The sequence below is a fragment of the Paracoccus sp. S-4012 genome (assembly GCF_009674885.1).
GTDB lineage: Bacteria > Pseudomonadota > Alphaproteobacteria > Rhodobacterales > Rhodobacteraceae > Paracoccus.
Window position 1 is genome coordinate 409495 of record NZ_WKKA01000001.1, and the last position, 15572, is coordinate 425066.

Below are 15572 nucleotides of genomic sequence, written 5' to 3' on the forward strand. Positions count from 1 at the left end.
GACAGGCTCATGATCAAGGAATTCAGGGACTTCATCGCCAAGGGCAATGTCATGGACATGGCCGTAGGCATCATCATCGGGGCGGCCTTCACGGCGATCGTGGCCTCGATGGTGGACGACATCATCCAGCCGATCCTCGGCCTCATCACCGGCGGGATGGACTTCTCCGGTCGCTACATTGTTCTGCGCGGTGACGTGCCCGACGGCGCCCCGCTCGCCACCGCCCGCGACAGCGGCGCCGCGATCTGGGCCTATGGCAGCTTCCTGACCGCGGTCATCAACTTCCTCATCATCGCCTTCGTCGTGTTCCTGCTGGTCAAGGGCGTGAACCGGATCAAGGACGCGGCGATGCGCAAGGAGAACGCCGAGGCCTCCGCCGCCGGCCCCTCGTCCGAGGCGTTGCTGGCCGAGATCCGCGACCTGCTGGCCGCCGAGCGCGCCTCGGCCTACCCGGCGAGCAGTTCGTCCGGGGTGACCGCGGCCAGCCCAAGCGCGTCGCCGACCGGCAGCGAGGTCAGCTGACCCTCATGCGTGGCGAGGCCGGCGCGCAGATGCGGGTCGGCCTCCGCCGCCGCGCGCCAGCCCTTGTCGGCAAGCGCGAGGACGAAGGGCAGCGTCGCGTTGCCGAGCGCCTGCGTCGAGGTCCGCGCCACCGCGCCGGGCATGTTCGCCACGCAATAATGCATGATTCCGTCCACCTCGTAGATCGGGTCCTGATGGGTTGTCGGGCGCGAGGTCTCGAAGCAGCCGCCCTGATCGATGGCGACGTCCACCAAGGCCGCGCCCGGCATCATGCTGCCCAACTGCGCCCGGCTGACCAGCTTCGGGGCGGCCGCGCCGGGGATCAGCACCGCGCCGATCACCAGATCCGCGGTCGGGAGCAGCTCCTCGATCGCCGCGGCACTGGAATACTGCGTCGTCAGCGAGCCCATGAACACGTCGTCGAGATAGCTCAGCCGCGGCAGCGAGCGGTCGAGGACCGACACATTCGCCCCCATCCCGACCGCGACCCGCGCGGCCGCCGTGCCCACCACGCCGCCACCGATGATGACCACCCGCGCCGGGCGCACCCCCGGCACGCCCCCCAGCAGGACGCCGCGCCCGCCATTGGCCTTCTGCAGCGTCCATGCCCCCACCTGCGGCGCGAGGCGGCCCGCGACCTCCGACATCGGCGCGAGCAGCGGCAGGCCCCCGGCGCGGTCGGTCACGGTCTCGTAGGCGATGGCGGTGATGCCGGAGGCGAGCAGGTCGCGGGTCTGCTCCGGGTCCGGCGCGAGGTGGAGATAGGCGAAGAGTACCTGCCCGCGGCGCAGCTGCGCCCGCTCCTGCGGCTGCGGCTCCTTGACCTTCACCACCAGCTCGGCCTCGCCCCAGACCGCCGCCGCGTCCGGCACGATGGTCGCCCGCGCGGCTTCGTAGGCATCGTCCGCAAACCCCGCGCCATCGCCCGCGCCGGACTGGACCAGCACCTCATGGCCGTGGGCCACGGCCTCGTGCGCGGCGGCGGGCGTCAGGCCGACGCGGTATTCCTGGGGCTTGATCTCGGTCGGGCAGCCGATCTTCATCGTGGTCCTCTCGGGCTTGGCGCCTGCATGCTGCCAGCAAGCCGGGCCGGAGTCTCAGACAAAAAAGAACCCCCGTGGCCTTGGCCTCGGGGGTCCCTGAACCGCTGCGGTTCGCGTCGCCTTACAGCGCGCCCTCGCGTTGCGCCTTCTTGCGCGCCAGCTTGCGCGCGCGGCGGACGGCCTCGGCCCTCTCGCGCGCCTTCTTGACCGACGGCTTCTCGAAATGCTGCTTGAGCTTCATCTCGCGGAAGACACCTTCGCGCTGAAGCTTCTTCTTCAGCGCACGGAGCGCCTGTTCGACGTTGTTGTCGCGAACACTGACCTGCATGTGGTTGTCACCACCTTCCTGGGTTAGAGTTGAGCATGATCTGCAGGAGGTCCGGCCCATAGCAATGCCGGCCAGAATTGTCCAGCCTGCCCGAACGGACCGGAGAATGCGATGACCGACCCCGCCGCAGCGCCGCCCCGCGACGCCGATCGCCTGCTCGACGCGGCGCTTCTGCATGTGCCTTTCGACGGCATGAACGCCCGCGCGCTCGCTGCCGGGGCCGCCGATCTCGGCTTGGACCGCGCCTATGCCGAGGCGCTGATCTCCGGCGGCGCCGGCCTCGCCGCCGCCTATCACCGCCGCGGCGATGCCGCGCTGCGCGCCAGCCTTGCCGCCAACCCGCCCACCGGCCGCTTTCGCGAGCGCGTGGCCGAGGCGGTGATGCGCCGCCTGAGCTTTTCCGACCCCGAACTGGTCCGCGCCGGCGCCGCGGTCCTGTCGCTCCCGGTCCATGGCGGCCTCGGCGCGCGGCTGATCGGCGAGACCGCGGATGCAATCTGGGACGGCCTCGGCGACCGCTCGGACGACCTCGCCTGGTGGACCAAGCGCGCGACCCTCGGCGCGGTCTATGCGGCGACGGTCCTCTACTGGATGGGCGACCGCTCCGCCGGCCTGGCGGATACCCGCGCCTTCCTCGAGCGCCGGATCGAAGGCGTGATGCGCTTCGAGGAGGTCAAGACCCGCGCCCGTCGCCTGCCGGGCTGGAACGCGCTCGCGCGTGCCACGACCGGCTGGGTCCGCGCGCCGCGCTCCGCTCATGCGGGAGGCCGCTCGTGATCCCGGATGCGATGACCGCCGTCGAGATCTCCACCCCCGGCGGGGCCGAAGTGCTGAAGGCCACGCGCCGCGCGGTGCCGCTGCCCCGCCACGGCGAGATCCTGATCCGCGTCGCCTGGGCGGGCGTGAACCGCCCCGACGTGTTCCAGCGCAAGGGCAGCTATGCCCCGCCGCCCGGCGCCTCGGACCTGCCCGGCCTCGAATGCTCGGGCGAGGTTGCCGCGGTCGGGCCGGGCGTCACCGAATGGGCCGCGGGCGACCGCGTCTGCGCGCTCCTGCCGGGCGGCGGCTATGCCGAATACGCCACGACCCCCGCCGCCCACGCCCTGCCGGTCCCCGAGGGGCTGTCGCTTCAGGAAGCCGGCGCGCTGCCCGAAGTAGCCTTCACCGTCTGGTCCAATGTCGTCATGCGCGGCGGCCTGCGCGCGGGCGAGCGGTTCCTCGTCCATGGCGGCTCCTCCGGCATCGGCACGATGGCGATCCAGGTCGCCCGCGCCTTGGGTGCGAGGGTCTTCGCCACTGCGGGGACCGACGAGAAATGCGGCGCCTGCGAGGCGCTCGGCGCGACCGCGATCAACTACCGCAGCGAGGATTTCGTGGAGGTGCTGGACTCCGAGGGCGGCGCCGACCTGATCCTCGACATGGTCGGCGGCAGCTACGCCCCCCGCAACCTCGATGCCCTCGCCGACGATGGCCGCCTGGTGATGATCGCCCAACTCGGCGGCGCGAAAGTGGAGCTGAACCTCTCGACCATCATGCGCCGCCGCCTGACCGTCACCGGCTCGACCCTGCGGCCGCAATCCGACAGCGCCAAGGCCGCGATCGCCGCGGCGCTGCGCCGCCACCTCTGGCCGTTGCTGGCCGCGGGCACGGTGAAGGTGCCGCTGGACAGCGAGTTTGCCCTCGAGGACGCCGCCGGGGCGCATCGGTGGATGGAGGAGGGCCATCACATCGGCAAGATCGCGCTGCGGGTGGCGGGGGGTTAGGGCTTCAGCTTCCCGAGTGCCGCCGCGGCGAGGACCAGGGCGGTGCCGGCGCGGCTCTGCCGGTAAAGGCCGAGCCGCGCCAAGCCGAGCGCGGCTCGAGGTCCGCCTCGGCCGAGTGCGGCGCGCATCGCCTGGACGAGCCCGAGGCTCTCCGCCGTCAGCAGCTCCGCCGCCCCCTCGAGCGCGCGCAGGTTGGCATCGAGCCATCCCCCGTAGGTTCCATCCAAAAGCCATCGTGCCCGCCGCGCCCGCCCGAGCGCCGTGTCGTTGCGGCCGACGAGGTTGCGCCCGTGCTGCCGGTAGAGCAGCACCCGCGCCGGGTCGCGCACCATCCGCCCGCCCGCCGCCGAAACCAGCAGATAGGCCCACCAGTCATGCGCCGGCACCTCCGCCGCGATTGCCGCAGCCTGACCGCGCTGCAAGAGCCTCACCGCCTCGGGAGAGAGTAGCATCGTGTTGCCGGGGCCGCCGGATTGCAGGAGCGCATGGCGCAGGCCGAGCGGCCGTGCGGGCAGCGGCGATGGAAACAGCGGCTGGAGCGACGCATCGCAGACCATGGTGCTCGCGCAATGGATCGCGGGTCCGGGGCCGAGCGCCGCCACCCCGGCGAGGCCCGTTGCGAGCCGATGCGGCAGCCAGACATCGTCCTGGTCGCAGAAAGCCAGCGGCGCATCGGGGGCCGCCGCCGCCAGCAGGTGCAGGAAGTTCTGCGCCGCTCCGCGCTCAGGCCCTGCAAGCAGCGTCACCTGACCGGGCGGAAAGCGCGCCGCAAAGGCACGGACGATAGCCGGGCCGTCGTCGCGCGATCCGTCGTCCCCGACAATCAGCCGCCAGCCCGCGCCCCTCTGACGGGCGATGCTGTCGAGTTGCTCCGCAACATGGGCCCCTCCGTTGTGCAGCGCGAGACAGATCGTGACCGGGCGGTCGGACATCGGCAAACCCTCGTGAGGCCCCTCGCTCTAGCCCGCCCGACCTGACCGCGCCATCCTGCCCGCCTCACTGCTCCTGCCGCGCGATGTCGATCACGAGGATGCCCGCGACCGCCTCTCCAGCGATCCGATGCGCGGCGTCCATGAGCTCGCGCCGCAGCAGCGCCAGATGCGCTTCCGAGGTGAAGTTGCCGTCGAAACCGCCGGTGTTGGCGTGGATCAGCAGGCGGCGCAGCAGCGCGTCGCGCAGCCGCAGCTCCGCGGCGTAGACCTGCTCTTCCATTCCGGCGGGGATGTCGATGCCGAGCGTCAGGACCATGGCGCCGCGGACCTCGCCATTGCGGACGAGGGGGACGAAGAACTGCTGCGGAAACCGGAACGAGGTGCCGGGGGCCGCGGCGGGGCCGGGGTCCTGTGGCTCGGCACCGGGCGGGTCCGCCGGAACCGCGGCCACCGCCTCCGGCTCGCTTGCCGGCACCTCGGACGCCGCCGGGTGCTGCCGGAGGCGAAGCTGCTCGCCCCCGAGCGCCCCGCCGACGAGGGCCGCGGCCGTCAGCAGCAGCGAGGCCAACATGCCGATGACCCGGCGCATCCCGCTCACCAGGGCAGCAGGATGTCGGCGACCTGCTGGCCGTAGCGCGGCTGCTGGACGTCGGTGATCTGGCCGCGGCCGCCATAGGCGATGCGGGCGCCGGCGATGCGGTCATAGGCGACCTCGTTGCGGCGGTCGATGTCCTGCGGTCGGACGAAGCCGCTGACGGTCAGTTCGCGCAGCTCGTAGTTCACGCGGACCTCCTGGGTGCCCTGGATGTGCAGCACGCCGTTCGGCAGCGTCTCGATGACCGTGGCCGCCACCCTGAGCGTCAGCTTGTCGCGCCGCGAGATGTTGCCGCTGCCCTTGAAGGTCGAGGACGCGCTCGCCTCGGCCAGTTCGCCCAGGCTCGCGCCCGCGGGCAGGTGCGGGTCCAGGCGTTGCGGGATGCCGGCGAAGGCCTCGATGCCGACGCTGTCGGCGGCGCGGCGAGTGCGGCCGGAGGTGTTCTGCATCTCCGCCCGGTCGTCGATCTCGATCACGACGGTCACGATGTCGCCCTGCACCGAGGCGCGGTGGTCGCGCACCAGCGAGCGCGGCGAGGCGTCCCAGAGCGAGGCGCCGGTGTCGGGCGTCGGCGGGGCGTCGGGGATGAACAGCACCGGGTTCGCCATCGCCTCGAATTCCGGGCCGCTGGTGGGGGCTGTCATCGCGGGCGTCTGGCCGACATCGCCGAGGCGGGCGCAGCCGCCCAGGGCGGCGAGGGCGACGACGCCTGCCAGGGTCAGGCGCAGGGGGGTTGCTCGGGACATCGCGGGGATCCTCATGGGGTCATGCCGACGGCGAGGGTGCCGTCGGGCTGGATGGTCGCGGCCACGGTGACGCGCGATGCGGTGTTCAGGACGCGGATGGTCTCGCCCGCAGCCCCGCGGCCGAGGGCGCGCCCTTCGGTCGAGATCGAGAGGCCGGCGCCGGACCAGATCAGCGTGACGAGCTGATTGCGCTCGACCAGCACCGGGGCGGTCAGGCTGACGGCGGCGATCGGGCGTCCCGCGTGGACGGCGTGGCGCAGCTGGCGGCCGATGGCCTCGCGCGGGTCCGAGAGGCCGCCCTCGAGGCGGAGGTCGAGGGCGACATCCTGCGCCGAGAGGACGGTGCCCGCGGGCAGCGCGTGGCGCGCGGTCACGGCGAGGGCATCGGCCGCGGTCGGTGGGACGGCCACAGCCAGCATCAGGGCGAGGGCGCGCATCACCGGACCTGCACCGTGGCGCTCAGCATCTGGTCGGCGGCGGTGATGACCTTGGCGTTCAGCTCGTAGCCGCGCTGCGCCTTGATGAGCTCGGTGATCTCGCGGATCGGATCGACCGAGCTTTCCTCGAGGTAGCCCTGCCGCAGGGTGCCGAGGCCTTCCTGGCCGGGCGCCGCCACGGTCGGCGGCCCGGAGGCGCCGGTCTCGAGGAACAGGTTCGAGCCGACGGCCTCGAGGCCCTTTTCGTTCACGAAGGAGGCGAGGGTGAACTGGCCCAGCAGTTCCGGCTCCACCCGGTCGCCGAAATGGGCGTAGACCTCGCCGTCGGCGCTGATCGCGATGCTGCCGGCATCGGCCGGGATGGTGATGCCGGGCATGACCGGGAGGCCGTCCGACGTCACGATCAGCCCGTCGGCAGTGCGCTTCAGCCCGCCGTCGCGGGTATAGGCCGGGGCCCCGGAGGGCAGCGTGACCTCAAGGTAGCCGGCGCCGTCGATCGCCACGTCGAGATCGCCCGCGGTGTGGGCGAGGCTGCCCTGCTGCGGCTGGATCGCGACGGCCGTGGGCCGCACGCCCATGCCGAGCTGCACGCCCGCGGGCACCATCGTGCCGTCACTGGCGGCGATGCTGCCGGGGCGGACGGCCTGGCTGTAGAAGAGGTCCGCGAACTCGGCCCGGCGGGCGTTGTAGCCGGCGGTGGACATGTTCGCGAGGTTGTTCGAGATCACGTCCACGCGGGTCTGCTGGGCGCTCATGCCGGTCGCGGCGATCTGCAGCGCATTCATGGCGGGGCCTCCGTAAGGTCAGCGGGTGAGGGCGGTGATGACGGCGCGGATGCGCTCGTCCTCGCGGTCGAGAAGCGACTGGCCGAGCTCGTAGCTGCGCTGCACCTCGATCAGGCGCGAGATCTCGAAGACCGGGTCGACGTTCGAGCCTTCGAGGAAGCCCTGGCGCAGGCGGGTGTCCTCGGCGGGCTGCGGGGCGGCGGTGGCCTCGAAGAGGGTGCCGCCGCGGTGCTGGAGCGCCGCAGGGTCGGGGACGGTGAAGACGCCGACGCGGCCGACCGGCTCGCCATCGGCGCTGACGGTGCCGTCGGGGCCGACGGCTATGGCGCGGGCGCCGGGCGGCAGCGCGATGGGCGCCTGGCCCTCGTCGAGGACGAGGTGGCCGTCGCCGTTGACGAGGTTGCCCGCGGCATCGCTCAGGAAGGCCCCGGCGCGGGTCAGGCGCGGGCCATCGGGCGTCTGCAGCATGAAGAAGCCCTCGCCCTCGATGCCGAGATCGAAGCGGCCGCCGGTCGCCTCGAGCGCGCCCTGCCGCAGGTCGGCCACGCGACCGCGGGCGAGGCCCATCGACAGCGTCCCCGCCCGGCCTTGCGCGCCGGTGGCGCTCAGGTGCTCGGCGAAGACCACGCCCTCGCGGCGGAAGCCGGTCGTCGAGGCGTTGGCGACGTTGTTGGCCACCACCCGCATCTCGCGCAGGAGGCCGGACTGCCGCGTGAGGCCCGCATAGATCGCGTTGTCCATCTCAGCCGCCCGCGACCAGCGGCAGAATCTGGTCCTGAAAGAACGAGCCCAGCGTTGCGGTCATGAAGCTCATGCTGACCCAGAACACGCCCAGCATCAGCGCGACCTTCGGCACGAAGGTCAGCGTCATCTCCTGCACCGAGGTCAGCGCCTGGAAGAGGCCGATCACCACCCCGGCGATCAGCGCCACGGCGAGAAGCGGCGCCGAGATGCTGACCGAGACCCAGAGGGCCTGCCGCACCATGTCGAAGATCACGTTCTCGTCCATGGCCGCGCCTCAGACCGGCATCCGCAGGATTTCCTGGTAGGCCTCGACCACCCGGTCGCGGATCGCCACCACCGTCTCGAGCGCGACCTCGGTCTCGGCGATGGTCTGGACCAGCTGCTGGCTGCTGGCGCTGCCCGACATGGCGGCCTGCGCGGTGCCGTCCACGCGGTCGAGGGCGAGCAGGAAGCGGTCGCCGGAGGAGAGGAGGCCCTCGCCGGGCTTCGGCGTGAGCGCGGCCGGGCGGGCGCCGCCCGCGGCGATGGCCGGGCGGGCGAGGTCGTAGGCCGAGACGGCGGAGAGCGACGAGATCATCCAGAATCCTTTCAGCGGCGCAGGAGGTCGAGGACCGAGGCGGACATCTGCCGCGATTGCTCGAAGACGCGGAGGTTGGCCTCGTAGCTGCGGCTGGCCTCGCGGGCGTCGGCGATCTCGATCAACAGGTCGACGCCGGAGCCGTCGTAATAGCCCTGCGCGTCGGCCATCGGATGGGCGGGGTCGTGGATTCGCGGCAGCGCGGCGCGGTCGAGCTGGACGCGGCCGGTGGCCACGAGGCCGGTCTCGCGGCCGAAGTCGCGGTCGGGCTGGAACGGGACCAGCTTGCGGCGGTAGCCGGGGGTGTCGGCATTGGCGACGTTCTCGGAGACGAGCCGCAGGCGCAGGGCCTGGGCGCGCATGCCGGAGCCGGCGATGGCGGTGGCGGTGACGTCGGACATGGGCGGCCCCTCAGCGGCGGCCGGTGGCGCCGCGCATGAGGCGCAGCCCGGACTGGTAGACGGCCAGCGCGATGTCGTGCTGGCGCTTGGTCTCGGCCCCGCGCAGCATCTCGCCCTCCAGCGAGACGGTGTTGCCGTTGGGCGAAGCCTCGCCCCCCGCATCCACCCTGCGGAAGCCCGCGGCGGGGTCGTCCCCGGCCAGATGCCGCATGCGGGTCGCGCGCAGGCCGATGGCGGGCCCCTCGCCCGGCTCGAAGGCCGCCACGTCGCGGGCGCGGTAGCCCGGCGTGTCGGCATTGGCGACGTTCCGCGCCACCTCGAGCTGGCGCGCGCCGGCATGGGTCATCATCGCCCGCGCAATCCGCATCGTCTCGATATTTCCGAGCATCCTGGGTTCTCCTCGGTCTCGATAACCGGGTCTTAACCGGGAGAGGTTTAGGAATCGTTTCCGTGGCCGCGGGTGCCGGCCGGGAGGATCGAAAATTGCTTCAAATCGAACCCATCGTGGAACGGATCGGCCGCCTCGACCCGGTGCGGCGCTTCGGGCGCGTGACCGCGCTCGGCTCCGGCCTCGTCACCATCGAGGGGCTGAGCACGCGGGCCTCGATCGGCGACCGGGTGCGCTTCGAGGACGCCGCGCTCGGGGCCGAGATAGTGCGGCTGGGACCGGAGGGGGCGGTGGCGCTGGCCGAGGGCGGGCTCGACGGGCTCGGGATCGCGGCGCTTGCGGAGCTGGAGCCGCCGCCGGTCATCGCGCCGCATGACGGCTGGCTCGGGCGCGTCGTGGACTGCTTCGGCCAGCCGCTCGACGGTCGGCCGCTGGCGCCCGGGGGGCGCCCGCGCCCGTTCCGGGCGCCGCCTCCGCCCGCGACGCAGCGGCGGCGGCTCGGCGAGCGGCTCGACACCGGGCTTGCGGTGTTCGACACGCTGCTGCCCCTGGTGCGCGGCCAGCGGATCGGGCTTTTCGCGGGCTCGGGCGTCGGCAAGTCCACGCTGCTGGGCGATCTGGCGCGCGGCGTCGGCTGCGATGTCGCGGTGATCGCGCTGATCGGCGAGCGCGGGCGGGAGCTGCGCGAGCTCGTCGAGGAGGTGCTGGGGCCGGAGGGCCTTGCGCGCTCGGTCGTCGTCGCCGCCACCTCGGACCAGTCGCCGCTGCTGCGCCGCCGCTGCGCCTGGGCGGCGATGGCGGTGGCCGAGCATTTCCGCGACGCGGGTCGCCATGTGCTGCTGCTCGCCGATTCGGTCACGCGCTTTGCCGAGGCGCATCGCGAGATCGCCCTCGCGGCGGGCGAAGCGCCCAGTTATCGCGGCTTTCCGGCCAGCACCGCGCATCTCATCATGGCGCTGGCGGAGCGCGCCGGGCCCGGGACGGAGGGCACGGCGGGGGATATCACCGCGGTCTTCAGCGTCCTGGTCGCGGGCTCGGACATGGAGGAGCCCGTGGCCGATATCCTGCGCGGCGTGCTCGACGGCCATGTGGTTCTCGACCGCGCCATCGCCGAGCGCGGGCGCTTTCCGGCCGTGGACGTGCTGCGCTCGGTCTCGCGCTCGCTGCCGGCCGCGGCGACGGAGGCCGAGAACGCGCTGATCCAGCGGGCGCGCGGCCTCATGGGCGCCTATGCCGGGTCGGAGCTGATGATCCGCGCCGGCCTCTACGCGCCCGGCAGCGACGCCGAGCTTGACGAGGCGGTGCGGCTGAACCCCGCGCTCGACCGCTTCGTGGGCGAGCGGGCGCCAGGCGGTGCGGCCGAAAGCTTCGCGCTCCTGCAGGCCGCGCTCGGCGGCGGGCCGCAGCGGGGTGCGGGGGGGCGCGGCTGACTTTTCGGGGAACCCGCCGCCCCGCCACCCCGTTCTGACGGCAAGCCGGTGCGAAGCCCGGCCGACGACCCGCTGCTGTCAGAAGGAGGCTGCCCGTGCCGCAAGATCCCCCCGCCCGCGAGCGCCGCGACGATCCCCTCGTCACGACCGACGACGGGGTCGCGGTCTACCCCGACGCCTTCACCCGCGACGCCGGCCGCGTTGACGAGCAGGTCGTGACGCTGGCCGAGGAACGGGCGCATATCTCCAGGCGGCTGGTCGAGCGCGGCATTGTCCGGGTCAGCACCCGGACCGAGGTCGTGGACCATGTCGAGCGGGCCGACCTCGAATACCAGACGGCCACCGTGACCCGCCATCCGGTCAACCGCTTCGTCGATTCGATGCCGCCCACGCGCGAGGAGGACGATGTCCTGATCCTTCCCGTGGTCGAGGAGCGGCTGGTGGTCGAGAAGCGGCTGTTCGTGACCGAGGAAATCCACATCCACCGGAATCGCGCGACCGAGGCGGTCGAACTGCCGGTGTCACTGCGCCGCCAGCATGCCGTGGTGGAGCGGCTGGCTCCCGACGGCGCCACCCGCGACGAACCGTGAAGGCCAGCGGACCAACCCAACCCCAGTGTTCATGAGGAGACTGTTAAATGTCCATCTATTCTGACTCCGGCGCGACCCGCAGCCTGTCGGCGATGTTCGACACCAAGGCTGAGGCCGACCGGGCCGTCTCGGCGCTCGAGGCCGCGGGAATCGCCGATGTGGTGCTCACCGCCGGCCGCGACGGGGAGGGCGCGGCCGAGGTCCGCGACGTGCGCGGCGACATGAGCACGCGCGAACGCGGCTTCTTCGAGCAGCTCGGCGACTTCTTCTTCCCCGACGAGGACCGCTACGCCTATGCCGAGGGGCTTGAGCGCGGCGGCTACCTCATCACCATCGACAACATCCCCGAGCATCAATACGCCCGGGCGCTCGACATCCTCGACGATGAGGGCGCGGTCGATCTGGACGCCCGCGAGGCGCAGTGGCGCGAAGAAGGCTGGAGCTACGATTCGGCCGTGACCGGCACTGCTGCTGCGGGGGGGGCGGCGGGCTACCGTGCCGGCGACTACGGCAGCCGCGATGACGGTCTGCCCGGCACCGCCGCCGGGCGCGGCGTGGACCGCGCGGCGGGCGCGCTCGACCCCGACGGGGTGGATGAGGGCCTGCCCGGCACCGCCGTCGGCCGCGGGATCGACCGCGCCGCGGGCGCCCTCAATCCCGACCTCGACCGCACCGATGCCGCGCTCGCGGGCGAGCGCACCTACGATCTCGAGGGCGGCGGCACGATCGACGTGGCCGAGGAGCGGCTCCACATCGCCAAGCGCGAGCGCGACCTTGGCCGTGTCCGGGTCCGCTCCTACGTCCGCGAGATCCCGGTCGATGAATCGGTGCATCTGCGCGAGGAGCGGGTTTCGATCGAGCGCCGTCCGGTGGACCGTGACGCGACCGAGGCCGACTTCCGCGATCAGTCGATCGAGGCGCGCGAATATGCCGAGGAAGCGGTGGTCAGCAAGGACGCCCGCGTGGTCGAGGAGGTGGCGCTGCGAAGCGAGACCGAGAGCCACGAGCACGAGGTGCATGACACCGTCCGCAAGACCGAGGTCGAAGTTGTGGACGAGCGCGACGAGACGCTGAAGCCCGGCGGCATCCCGCGCGATCCGAACCGCATCTGACAAGGGCGGAAGGTGACGACGAAGGCGGCCCCTGGCGGGCCGCCTTTCGCTATTGGCAGAGCCGGTGGCCGCTCTCGCGCCGGCGGATGTCGAGATGCAGGTGGTCGTCATGCGCGGCGTCGCTGCCGGGACCGAGGACGGTGGCGAAGTCCATGCAGGCCGCGCCCCGAACCGCCGTGAGGAAGGCTGCATCGGCGCTGTCGGCGGGCTCCGGCTCCACCATGATGCGGCGGCCGTCCTCCATGACGAAGGCCATGATGTCGAAGGCGTTGCCGAGCGCGTGCTCGGACAACTGCTCGCTTTCGCCGCCGATGCGGGGGCGGCAGTCGTAGGTCGAGCCGGGCTCGAGGCCGGCGACCCGCGGCGCGCCGGGCAGCCGCGAGGCGGCGGGCTGGACGAAATCTCGCATCCACATCGCCAGCCGCTGCGCTGTCGCGCAACGCATCAGCGGCGCACCGGGCAGGGTGACGCCGGGCAGGATCGCGCCGATGCGCAGCGGGCGGTCGATGCCGCAGTCGCGGTCGGCCGCGTCGCTGACCGGCGGGGCGGTCGCGTAATCCGTGCCCATGAGGGTGAGCGAGAGGCGGCAGGCGGCGAAGGCGAAGTCGCTCTCGCGCAGGAGGCTGTGGGCGGGCGGGCCGGGCGGCGTGGTCGCGGCCCGGCGGCGCGCCATCTCCTTGGGCGGGATCAGCGCGCCCTGAGTCGCGGGCTGCGTGACCGCGCCTGCCGCGGCCTCCGCCTCGGGCCGGGTTGGCGGGCGGGCAGGCTCCGCCGCGGGCTGGGCGGGTGCGATCAGCGGCAACAGCGCCACGGCCGCGGCCAGGGCCGCGCCGCAGCGCCGGTGGCGCGCCTCAGCCATCCGCGCCGGTCAGTGGCGCGGTCGGCAGCACGAAGCCGCTCGCCGGTTCAGGGGTCTCGGCGGGCTGGACGGGCAGGATGCCGTCGCTCGCGCTGTCGAGCGCCGCAGCGAGAGGATCGGCCGCGATCGACCCCCCCGGAGCCTCAGGCGATGCGCCCGCCGCGGGCCGCGGCAGGGTGGCGGCACTGGTATTCGGGGCCGCGGCGGTCACTGGCGGCACTGCGCCGCCCGCCGCCGTCGCCATCGCCGCGCCGAGTGCGGTGGGCCGAGCGCGCGGCGCAACCCCGCCGGCCGGCCAGCTCAGCGGCAGCGCTCCAGCCTCGATCGCCGCCGCCGCGACCGGCGCCGGCGGCGCGACCGGATCGGTCACGTCGGCGATGCTCACGCCGGGGTCGAGGAACTCCACCACCGTGGTCCCCGCCTTCACCATATGCGCCAGCTCCTCGGCGTCCCAGTTCGTCAGCCGCACGCAGCCGTAGCTCGCGTTCACGAAGAGCCGCGACGGCGTCGGCGTGCCGTGGATGCCATAGGTCGGCTTGTCGAGGTCGATCCAGACCGTCCCCACGGGTCCGTTCGGGCCCGGCGGGATGCGCAGCACCTCGGTGTTCTCGCCCTGCTGGAAATTGATCTTCGGGTTGTAGGTATATTCCGGGTTCGTCGCCACGGCCTCGACCTTGTGCGTGCCCGTGGGCGAGGGCGTGCTGCTCGACCCCACCGTGGCCGGATAATCCGCCACCAGCCGACCGCCCGCATCATAGGCGGCGACCCGATGCGCCGCCTTGTCCACGATGATCCGCACCACCTGCCCCTTCAGCGGCTTCGCCGGGGCCATGACGGTGATCGTCTCGCCGGGCGCGATCGCCTTGCCGGGGTTCAGGAACTGGATGAACCGCTCGTCCATGTGGAATCGCTCGGCCAGCTTCTCGGCCACGCTGGTGTAGCCGAGCCAGGTCATCTTGGCCTTCTCGGCGTAGTCGGTCGGCACGCTCTCGACCAGGCCCTCGGCATCGGCGCGCGTGATCGTGTAGTCCTGCGTGACCGGCGTGGTCGCATGCGGCTGCAGCAGCGCCCAGACATCGGCATCCATCACCCCGTCCACGGCGAGGCCGTTCTTGCGCTCGAAGGCCTTGATCGCCGTCTCGCTCATGCCGCCGCGGAAGCCGTCCACCACGCCCGGCGAGACGCCCGAGCGGTCGAGGAGGATCTGCACCCGCGCCGTCAGGGCCGAGCGGCCGGAGGGCAGGTCGCCCGCGGTCCAGACCGCCGCATCGATGTCGGCGCCGGTGAAGGGCGCGTCCTGCGCCCAGAGGGCGAAAGGCGTGGCGAGCAGCGTCATCGAGAGGGCGGCCACCCGCAGGGGCCGGCGCGTCAGGGGCATTCTGGTCTCCGTCGTATCGGTCGTGGGCCGCAAGCTGAGCTTTGCCACGGCGGTTCCGCGATGGCGAATCACCTCTGCGCCAACTGCCGGTTGCGCGCGAGAGTTGCCGCTGCGACACGGGGCCCTGGGAGGGGCGAGCATGACGGAAACCTGCGAGATCATCGACGAGGGCGACCGGCTGGTCGTCGTGAACCGCAACCCCGCGCGGCGCAACGCGCTGACGCCCGGCTTCCAGACCGGGCTGGCCGAGGCCCTGCGCCGGGCCGCGGACCTGCCGCGCCTCGGCGCGGTGATCGTGACGGGCGAGGGCGGCTTCTTCTGCGCCGGAGGGGACCTGTCCTTCCTCATGCGCGCGCAGGAGATGACCGAACCCGAGCGGAGGGCCGCGATCATGGACCTCGCCGGTCTGATTCGCGCCGTCCATGACTGCCCGAGCCCGGTGATCGCCGCGGTCGAGGGCGGCGCCGCGGGGGCGGGCCTCTCGCTCGCGCTCGCCTGCGACATGATCGTGGCGGCCGAGGACGCGAAGTTCTCCGCCGCCTATGTCTCCGCCGGGCTGGTCCCCGACGCGGGGCTCACGGCCGCGCTGACCGCGGCCCTGCCGCCGCAACTCGCGGCCGAGATGTGCCTCACCGGCGCGCCGGTCGCGGCAGCGCGGCTTCATGCGCTCGGCGTGGTCAACCGCCTCGTCCCGCCCGGCACCGTCCTCGACGTCGCGCGCGAGGCGGCCTCGCGCCTCGCCCAAGGGCCGGCCGAGGCGCAGGCGGCGATCAAGACACTTCTGACCGGTGCCCGCCGCGCGACGCTCGAGGCGCAGTTCGAGGCCGAGGCCGGCGCGATGGCCCGTGCCCTCGGCGCCCCGGAGGCGGCGGAGGGGATCGCGGCCTTCCTCGGCAAGCGCCCTGCGGATTTCGCGGCACGGCGCCGGGGCGAGTGACCCCG

20 protein-coding genes and 1 pseudogene are annotated in these 15572 nt (G+C 72.8%); 7 read left to right on the forward strand and 14 right to left on the reverse strand.

Going from position 1 to position 15572, the window contains the following annotated elements; translation table 11 throughout:
• Nucleotides 1–9 precede the first annotated feature (9 nt).
• Nucleotides 10–432, forward strand: a pseudogene (gene mscL, locus GI374_RS02025) (large conductance mechanosensitive channel protein MscL); the annotation flags it as partial.
• Nucleotides 433–446: 14 nt separating this feature from the next.
• Here mscL and ald read toward each other — a convergent pair.
• Both ald and rpsU read right to left on the reverse strand, forming a co-directional pair.
• Complete coding sequence (ald, locus tag GI374_RS02030; protein WP_154335331.1) at nucleotides 447–1565, reverse strand: alanine dehydrogenase; 1119 nt, start codon at nucleotides 1563–1565, stop codon at nucleotides 447–449.
• A gap of 121 nt (nucleotides 1566–1686) precedes the next feature.
• A complete protein-coding gene (gene rpsU, locus GI374_RS02035; RefSeq protein WP_154335332.1) occupies nucleotides 1687–1893 on the reverse strand; it encodes a 30S ribosomal protein S21 in 207 nt (68 codons plus the stop codon).
• A gap of 111 nt (nucleotides 1894–2004) precedes the next feature.
• Here rpsU and GI374_RS02040 point away from each other — a divergent pair, with 111 nt between their 5' ends.
• Nucleotides 2005–2670 (forward strand): COQ9 family protein, encoded by a 666-nt coding sequence (locus tag GI374_RS02040; RefSeq protein ID WP_154335333.1) that lies wholly within the window; start codon nucleotides 2005–2007, stop codon nucleotides 2668–2670.
• Nucleotides 2671–2681: 11 nt separating this feature from the next.
• Nucleotides 2682–3656: an NAD(P)H-quinone oxidoreductase gene (locus tag GI374_RS02045; protein WP_154335589.1), complete on the forward strand. Its 975-nt coding sequence runs from the start codon at nucleotides 2682–2684 to the stop codon at nucleotides 3654–3656.
• On the opposite strand, the gene GI374_RS02050 is transcribed toward GI374_RS02045, so the two are convergent.
• The 10 genes from GI374_RS02050 to GI374_RS02095 form a co-directional block, all read right to left on the reverse strand.
• Entirely contained in the window at nucleotides 3653–4588 is a 936-nt protein-coding gene (locus GI374_RS02050) for a glycosyltransferase (protein ID WP_154335334.1), read from the reverse strand. The genes GI374_RS02045 and GI374_RS02050 overlap by 4 nt on opposite strands.
• Nucleotides 4589–4652: 64 nt before the next feature.
• Complete coding sequence (locus GI374_RS02055; RefSeq protein WP_154335335.1) at nucleotides 4653–5186, reverse strand: hypothetical protein; 534 nt, start codon at nucleotides 5184–5186, stop codon at nucleotides 4653–4655.
• Nucleotides 5183–5929 carry a flagellar basal body L-ring protein FlgH gene (gene flgH, locus GI374_RS02060; RefSeq protein WP_154335336.1) on the reverse strand — a complete coding sequence of 249 codons (747 nt, stop codon included), beginning with the start codon at nucleotides 5927–5929 and terminating at the stop codon, nucleotides 5183–5185. The genes GI374_RS02055 and flgH overlap by 4 nt, the downstream gene beginning before the upstream one ends.
• 11 nt (nucleotides 5930–5940) lie before the next feature.
• Nucleotides 5941–6366, reverse strand: coding sequence for a flagellar basal body P-ring formation chaperone FlgA (gene flgA / locus GI374_RS02065; protein ID WP_154335337.1), 426 nt, complete (start codon nucleotides 6364–6366; stop codon nucleotides 5941–5943).
• Nucleotides 6366–7151, reverse strand: a complete 786-nt coding sequence (gene flgG / locus GI374_RS02070) for a flagellar basal-body rod protein FlgG (protein WP_154335338.1) — start codon at nucleotides 7149–7151, stop codon at nucleotides 6366–6368. Before flgG ends, flgA begins: the two co-directional genes overlap by 1 nt.
• An 18-nt stretch (nucleotides 7152–7169) precedes the next feature.
• Nucleotides 7170–7892: a flagellar hook-basal body complex protein gene (locus GI374_RS02075; RefSeq protein ID WP_154335339.1), complete on the reverse strand. Its 723-nt coding sequence runs from the start codon at nucleotides 7890–7892 to the stop codon at nucleotides 7170–7172.
• A 1-nt stretch (nucleotide 7893) separates the two neighbouring features.
• Entirely contained in the window at nucleotides 7894–8160 is a 267-nt protein-coding gene (locus GI374_RS02080; protein WP_154335340.1) for a flagellar biosynthetic protein FliQ, read from the reverse strand.
• 9 nt (nucleotides 8161–8169) lie between these two features.
• Nucleotides 8170–8472 (reverse strand): flagellar hook-basal body complex protein FliE, encoded by a 303-nt coding sequence (locus tag GI374_RS02085; RefSeq protein ID WP_154335341.1) that lies wholly within the window; start codon nucleotides 8470–8472, stop codon nucleotides 8170–8172.
• An 11-nt stretch (nucleotides 8473–8483) separates the two neighbouring features.
• Nucleotides 8484–8873 (reverse strand): flagellar basal body rod protein FlgC, encoded by a 390-nt coding sequence (gene flgC, locus GI374_RS02090; RefSeq protein ID WP_154335342.1) that lies wholly within the window; start codon nucleotides 8871–8873, stop codon nucleotides 8484–8486.
• 10 nt (nucleotides 8874–8883) lie between these two features.
• A complete protein-coding gene (locus tag GI374_RS02095) occupies nucleotides 8884–9261 on the reverse strand; it encodes a FlgB family protein (protein WP_154335343.1) in 378 nt (125 codons plus the stop codon).
• Between the two features lie 104 nt (nucleotides 9262–9365).
• Here GI374_RS02095 and GI374_RS02100 point away from each other — a divergent pair, with 104 nt between their 5' ends.
• From GI374_RS02100 to GI374_RS18995, 3 genes are all read left to right on the forward strand, one after another.
• Nucleotides 9366–10691, forward strand: coding sequence for a FliI/YscN family ATPase (locus GI374_RS02100; RefSeq protein ID WP_370515112.1), 1326 nt, complete (start codon nucleotides 9366–9368; stop codon nucleotides 10689–10691).
• A 95-nt stretch (nucleotides 10692–10786) separates the two neighbouring features.
• Nucleotides 10787–11281: a YsnF/AvaK domain-containing protein gene (locus GI374_RS02105; RefSeq protein ID WP_370515089.1), complete on the forward strand. Its 495-nt coding sequence runs from the start codon at nucleotides 10787–10789 to the stop codon at nucleotides 11279–11281.
• Between the two features lie 47 nt (nucleotides 11282–11328).
• On the forward strand, nucleotides 11329–12393 hold the full coding sequence (locus GI374_RS18995; protein ID WP_229582450.1) for a YsnF/AvaK domain-containing protein: 1065 nt from the start codon (nucleotides 11329–11331) through the stop codon (nucleotides 12391–12393).
• A gap of 49 nt (nucleotides 12394–12442) precedes the next feature.
• On the opposite strand, the gene GI374_RS02115 is transcribed toward GI374_RS18995, so the two are convergent.
• Both GI374_RS02115 and GI374_RS02120 read right to left on the reverse strand, forming a co-directional pair.
• Nucleotides 12443–13252, reverse strand: a complete 810-nt coding sequence (locus tag GI374_RS02115; protein WP_154335346.1) for an extensin family protein — start codon at nucleotides 13250–13252, stop codon at nucleotides 12443–12445.
• Nucleotides 13245–14630, reverse strand: a complete 1386-nt coding sequence (locus GI374_RS02120) for a L,D-transpeptidase family protein (protein ID WP_154335347.1) — start codon at nucleotides 14628–14630, stop codon at nucleotides 13245–13247. The genes GI374_RS02115 and GI374_RS02120 overlap by 8 nt, the downstream gene beginning before the upstream one ends.
• A gap of 139 nt (nucleotides 14631–14769) precedes the next feature.
• Here GI374_RS02120 and GI374_RS02125 point away from each other — a divergent pair, with 139 nt between their 5' ends.
• Nucleotides 14770–15567 (forward strand): oxepin-CoA hydrolase, alternative type, encoded by a 798-nt coding sequence (locus GI374_RS02125; protein WP_154335348.1) that lies wholly within the window; start codon nucleotides 14770–14772, stop codon nucleotides 15565–15567.
• Nucleotides 15568–15572: the final 5 nt, after the last annotated feature.